Annotated in this window: 4 protein-coding genes and 1 pseudogene; all 5 read left to right on the top strand. The window is 64.9% G+C overall.

Annotated features, from left to right (window positions below; all coding sequences use genetic code 11):
• Window positions 1-422: 422 nt before the first annotated feature.
• Window positions 423-1,787 (top strand): glutathionylspermidine synthase family protein, encoded by a 1,365-nt coding sequence (locus ACMO6A_RS13955; protein WP_009304569.1) that lies wholly within the window; start codon window positions 423-425, stop codon window positions 1,785-1,787.
• A gap of 80 nt (window positions 1,788-1,867) precedes the next feature.
• Window positions 1,868-2,605, top strand: coding sequence for a DUF1461 domain-containing protein (locus ACMO6A_RS13950; protein ID WP_009304570.1), 738 nt, complete (start codon window positions 1,868-1,870; stop codon window positions 2,603-2,605).
• A 172-nt stretch (window positions 2,606-2,777) separates the two neighbouring features.
• Window positions 2,778-3,737 (top strand): hypothetical protein, encoded by a 960-nt coding sequence (locus tag ACMO6A_RS13945; RefSeq protein ID WP_009304571.1) that lies wholly within the window; start codon window positions 2,778-2,780, stop codon window positions 3,735-3,737.
• A 562-nt stretch (window positions 3,738-4,299) separates the two neighbouring features.
• Window positions 4,300-5,796: a glutamate--tRNA ligase gene (gene gltX / locus ACMO6A_RS13940; RefSeq protein ID WP_161170961.1), complete on the top strand. Its 1,497-nt coding sequence runs from the start codon at window positions 4,300-4,302 to the stop codon at window positions 5,794-5,796.
• Window positions 5,789-6,016, top strand: a pseudogene (locus ACMO6A_RS13935) (4Fe-4S ferredoxin); the annotation flags it as partial. The gene gltX and the pseudogene ACMO6A_RS13935, both read left to right, overlap by 8 nt.

The following is a 6,016-nucleotide window of genomic DNA, read 5'->3' as shown; positions in this document are numbered from 1 at the left end:
GAGAATGGGAATATCTTTCAGAAACCCTTCTTCGAAGATCGAATCCAATCCGACCTCGGCAATGCCCGATAAAGAAGACAGCGCTTCTTCGTTGATTGATTTGGACAAAGATAACGAAAGTGTGGTTTCGCTGCCTCGGGGCTCATCCTCCCTCATAAGCTACCCCTTCCTTCGATTGGACGCTTTTGCAGTTTCAAAGCCAATTTTATCAACATCCAGACACTTCGATTCTGTTTCTTCAAGTCCCATGATCACCCCAAAGCACCGCCCTTCTCAACATTCCGCCTCCTCGCCGTTCATATGGCGATACGGCAACTTCCCCGATCGCGGCGCGCGGCTCGTGGTAGACTTTTTGGTTGAAATCCAGCCTCCGCCCCGAGCACGTCCCGCCGCTTCGGGAGCGGCGTCCCGAAAGGATCGCCATGCCAACCAACGCCGACTACACGCGCGAGTACTTCCAGATCATGGACGCGCTCGGCGGCGACGTCGCCGGACGTCGCGCCGCCTACGACTACATGCAGAGCTCCACGGCCATCGTGCACCACCGCGTGGTAGCGTGCTCGTTCATCCCCCGCCTGTTCAATAGAAAAACCTACGACACGATGAAAGAGACGGCGGAAACCGCGCACCGCATCCTCGTCAAGGTCATCGAGCGCTACCTGGCCGACCCCGAGTACCGGCGCGCCTTCGACTTCGACCCGCGTCTGGAAGAGCTCATCCTGCTGCCGCGCGGCTACGACTCGGTGCTGCCGTTCGCCCGCGTGGACACGTTCCTGGACGAGGACGACTACCGGGTGAAGTTCTGCGAGTTCAACGCCGACGGCTCGTCGGGCATGAACGAGAACCGCGAGATCACCACGTCGGTGGCGCAGTCAGAAACGTTCAAGGAGTTCGCGAGCCGCCACCGGGTGGAGGGCTGCGAGCTGTTCGAGTCGTGGGTGCAGGCGTTCTTGGACATCTACGCCACCTACGCCCGCCGCGTGGAGAACCCGCGCATCGCCATCTGCGACTACCTGGAGAACGGCGTGGTGGACGAGTTCCACATCTACGCCGATCTGTTCCGCCAGCGCGGCGTCGAGTGCGTGGTGGCCGACGTGCGCGAGCTTTCCTTCGACGGCGAGGCGCTGCACGACAAGGACGGCCAGCGCATCGACGCCATCTGGCGGCGCTGCGTCACCAACGACGTCATCGACCACTGGGACGACTCCCAGGAGCTTCTCAACGCGGTGCGCGCCGAGAAGGTGGCGCTCATCGGCAGCTTCGCCGGGCACATCGTGCACGACAAGCAGATATTCAAGGTGCTGTTCGACGAGCGAACCCTGGAGTTCCTGGACGGCGACGAGATCTCGCTCATCGAGGAGACCGTGCCGATGACGGCGTTTCTGGACGACGACTACATCAACGTGCCGCAGATCCGCGCGAACAAGGACGAGTGGATCATCAAGCCCACCGACCACTACGGCGCCGACGACGTGTACGCTGGCTGCTACGTGTCGCAAGAGGAATGGGAGGGCCTCATCGACAAGTTCGCGAACGGCCGCGCAGGCTTCCCGTTCATCGTGCAGCGCTACATCCACCCCTTCAAGACCGAGACGCTGCCGCCGGACACGGGCATCGACCAGCTGGCCGACGACGAGGTGTCCGACGCCCCGAAGCTGTACAACAACCTGAACGGACTGTACCTGTACGACGGCGTGTTCCAGGGCGTGTTCAGCCGCCTGGGGCCGCTGCCCACGATCTCGAAGGACATGCAGGGCATGACCGCCGCCACGATCTGGGTGGACTAGGAACTTCGGCGCCGGCGGGGCGGGGGCGCCCTGCCGGCGCAGCATGCCGCGGGAGCGTCGCAAGAAGAGAGAGACGAGAGATGACCGATCTGATGAACAAGCTCGCCGCCGTGGTGGCCGCCGCATCGCTGGCGATCACGCTCGTAGCGGCCGGGTTCGCCGCATGCGCGGCGTTCCCGCAGACCACCGAGATGCTGGCCGGGGCATTCTCCGGCAACGGCAACCCGGGCACGCCGTTCTCGCACGACGAGCTGGTGCAGGCCGCCGTCGCCACGCGCGACTACACCGTAGGGTCGAACGACCGCGAGGCCGTGTTCTCCATGCTGCACGCCATCAACGAGAGCGCGGGCACCCCCTACGCCGAAGCAAGCCCGGACGAGCTGGCCGCCGCGCCCGAGGAGTACACGCTGCCGGCCGACGCCCTGTCGCACCTCGACGACGTGTACCACGTCGTGGCGGGCGCGCGCATCGGGCTCATCGTCGTCGCGCTCGTGGCCGTAGCCGCCTGCGCGCACATGGCCGTCCGCGTGGGGCGCCGTGCGCTCGGCGGCGTGGCTCAGGCGGCGGGCATCGCGGTCGTCGCGGTGTTCGCGCTTCTGGCCGCATGGGTGGTCGTGGACTTCAACGGCTTCTTCGCCGCCTTCCACTCGCTGTTCTTCGCGAACGGCACGTGGACGTTCTCCTACGACTCGCTGCTCATCACCATGTACCCGCCCGAGTTCTGGATAGGGATGGGGGCGGTGTGGCTCGCTGCGACGGGCTTGCTGTCCATCGCATCCATCGTCGTCGGCGCCTTGCTGCGCCGCAAACGGGCGTAGGGCGCCCCTCCCACCTGCGAAACCGCGCAGAACCGACGCGGATCTAGCGGAAATGCTACGCGGATCTAGCCAAAACCCAGCGCGTTTCCAGCGCCAAAATCGGTATATTTTTAGTATTTGAACTGGTAAGATGTCATTCGTTTCCCAGTAGGCCCCACCGGGAAGGAGCGACATGACCTTGTACCTTGCCGATGCGTCGGCCGTCGAATACTGGAGGAGAGCCGATCCGAGCGCGAAGACCCGTGCGAGGGCGGCCACGCCGTTCGGACAGGATCGCGAGACGCCTCCGTTCAGCGCCTCGGACCTCGCAGCCCTCGAGGAGGCGGGGGTCGGATGGCTCTCCGAGCCAATCCACCTCCTCGTGCCCGATGCGTCGTCGCGCCGTCGATGCAAGAGGACGAAGCTCCACGTGTGCTCGCATCGATTACCGGAGCGATCCTTCGTCAAGCTGTCGCGCCACGTGATGGTCGCCTCGCCCGAGCTCACCTGCCTGTCGATCGCGCCGTCGACGCCGTTCCCCTTGCTCGTCGAATTCCTGTACGAGCTCTGCGGACGATACCGCCTGCCCGACGGCCGAGGAGGCGACGCCACCGAGTTGCCACCCGCAACGACCGTCGCCGGCATCGAGCGCTTCGCCGACAAGGCTCGAGGAGTGCGCGGAGCCGCCGACGTGAAGCGGGCCTTGCGCTACGCGTGCGACAACTCGCTGTCGCCGATGGAGACCGACATCGCGGAAACCATGGTATTCGATCCGCGCATGGGAGGCTTCGGCCTGGAGAAACCGCAGCTGAACCCGCGTTTCGAAGTGACGAGGAAAAACCGCCGTGCGCTGCCGCAATCGGCGTACCTTCCCGATCTGTTTTGGCCCCGCGCGAACATCTCCGTGGAATACGACAGCGACAAGCACCATCGAGGCGACCGAAAGGCCTCCGAGGACGCCATCCGGCGCAACGGCATCGAGCACCTGGGCACGCGGGTCGTGACCCTCACTTGGGGACAAGCTCGAAACTACTACGAATTCGAACGCGTCGCGCTGCTGGTGGCCAGCGCCCTGGGCAAGAAGTTCGGACCGGGCTGGGACGCATGGGCAAACCGTCGCATCGAGCTCCACCGCTTACTGGTGCAGCGATAGGCGAAGCGAGCGCTATGAAAGGCAACCGCCTCCGCCCCTCTCCCCAGCACCCCTTGCGCAGCGCACGGAAACCGAAACGGGGACAAGTCCTTGAGTTGTGCGCGCTCGCGTCATCGAAAAGGGCCGAAAAACACCATGTGCCCGACTTATGCGCACCTCTCAGGGCGCCGAAAAGGAAAAAGTATGACTTGGTTAATTTCTGACCTGCGGTTTTCTCTGGCGTAAGATCGCACCACCTCCCACAAGGGGCGTTTTCCCAAAGCAGAGGTGCACATAAGTCCGGCACATGGGAGAAAACGCGGTTTTTCGCGGCAGGGGCCAATCGGGCAGCTCCTCCGCCACCCGGAATGCGGGATTCCGGCCCGACACGACCGAGGCCCGACGCGCCCACATTGAAGCGCGCGCCAATACGCCGCGATCGCGCCGGTCGAGCATTTTGATGAGGATGCGGCGCGCGCGGTTTGCGGCTTGAGCCAGGTTGTCTATACTGGCATTCACCCCCGAAACCCTGTTTCGAGGGCTTGAAACGAGAAATCATCCAATCTGGAGGATCACCGCAACCATGACTGACGAGAACAAGAAAGTCCGCGTGCGCTTCGCACCTTCCCCCACCGGCCGCCTGCATGTGGGCGGCGCACGAACGGCCATCTACAACTGGGCGTTCGCGCGCGCCATGGGCGGCGACTTCATCCTGCGCATCGAAGACACCGACCCCGAGCGTTCCACCGAGGAGAACGTGCAGGTCATCCTCAACGCAATGAAGTGGCTGGGGCTCGATTGGGACGAAGGCCCCGAGGTGGGGGGAGCCGCCGGACCCTACTTCCAAACGCAACGCACGGACACCTACGCCGCGGCGCTCGAGCAGATGAAGCAGCGCGGCAGCGTGTATCCCTGCTTCTGCACGAAGGACGAGCTTGACGCCAAGCGCGCCGCAGCTGAAGCGAACGAGGGCGGCTACGCGGGCTACGACCGCACCTGCCGCGACCTCGATCCCGCCGAGGCGGCCAGGCGCATCGAGGCGGGCGAGCCGCACGTGTGGCGCCTGCGCGTGCCCGCCGAGCGCGGGGCCATCGAATTCGACGATGCCGTGTACGGCCACGTCAGCTTCCCGGCCGAGGTGATGGACGACATGATCGTCGTGCGCACCGACGGCTCTCCCACCTACAACTTCGCCGTGGTGTGCGACGACGCGAACATGGGCGTCACGCACGTCATCCGCGGCGACGACCACCTGTCCAACACCCCCCGCCAGATCCTCATCTACGAAGCGCTCGGGTTCGACGTGCCCACCTTCGCCCACCTGTCCATGATCCTGGGCCCCGACGGCAAGAAGCTGTCGAAGCGCCACGGCGCGGCCAGCGTGGAGGAGTTCTGCGAGCGCGGCTACCTGCCCGACGCCATGGTGAACTTCCTGGCGCTTCTGGGCTGGTCGCTGGACGGCGAAACGACGCTCATCGACCGCAAAACCCTATGCGAGCGCTTCAGCCTCGACCGCGTCACGAAAAAGGACGCCGTGTTCGACGAGACGAAGCTCGATTGGATGAACGGCCAGTACATCAAGGAAATGGGAGCGAACGCCTGGGTGCAGGCATCGCTGCCGTGGCTGCAGGAAATCGGCGCCACGCCCGAGGACGTCGAAGCGCGCCCGGACTTCTACCTGGGGCTCTACCCCCTCGTGGCCGAGCGCCTTACGCGCCTCGACGATGCCGCCGGCAAGCTGGCCTTCATGTTCTGGGGCCCCGAGGTGCGCGAGCTCGACGAGAAGAGCGTCAACAAGGTGCTGAAGAAGGAGGGCGCGCGCGCCGACGAGGCCTTGCGCGCCTGCCGCGGCGTGCTGGCCGACGAGAACGTGGCCTGGGAGGCCGAAGCGCTGCAGGAAGCGTGCCGCGCCGAGGGCGAGCGCTTGGAGCTCAAGCCGAAGCTGCTGTTCCAGCCGTTGCGCGTGGCGGTGTGCGGCAACATGGTGTCGCCGCCTTTGTTCGAGAGCATCGAGCTGCTGTCCCGCGAAGACGTGCTGGCCCGCATCGACTACGTGACGAAAGAGGTGTTCGGTGGCTGACGCCCCTGACAACATGCCCGAGCAGGCCGACGGCCCCTCCGCCGATACGGAGGGCCGTCCCAACCAGATCGTCGTGCTGCGCGACTACTGTACGCGCACGCACGGCGCGGCATGCGACCGCTGCGCGCTGGCCTGCCCGCACGACGCGATCGGCTTCGCTGAGGACGGCCGCCCGACCATCGACGCGGACGTCTGCACGCGCTGCGGCATCTGCTTAGGC

It is taken from the genome of Eggerthella sp. (assembly GCF_048329335.1).
Taxonomy (GTDB): Bacteria; Actinomycetota; Coriobacteriia; order Coriobacteriales; family Eggerthellaceae; genus Eggerthella; species Eggerthella lenta.
The sequence above is the reverse complement of the archived record's forward strand: the minus strand, read 5'-3'. Positions and strand labels throughout refer to the sequence as shown.

What these genes read in the sequence shown, in the direction of transcription:
- ACMO6A_RS13945 (WP_009304571.1), top strand. Translation starts at nt 2,778, where the DNA reads ATGACCTTGTACCTTGCCGATGCGTCGGCCGTCGAATACTGGAGGAGA.
- ACMO6A_RS13955 (WP_009304569.1), top strand. Translation starts at nt 423, where the DNA reads ATGCCAACCAACGCCGACTACACGCGCGAGTACTTCCAGATCATGGAC.
- ACMO6A_RS13950 (WP_009304570.1), top strand. Translation starts at nt 1,868, where the DNA reads ATGACCGATCTGATGAACAAGCTCGCCGCCGTGGTGGCCGCCGCATCG.
- gltX (WP_161170961.1), top strand. Translation starts at nt 4,300, where the DNA reads ATGACTGACGAGAACAAGAAAGTCCGCGTGCGCTTCGCACCTTCCCCC.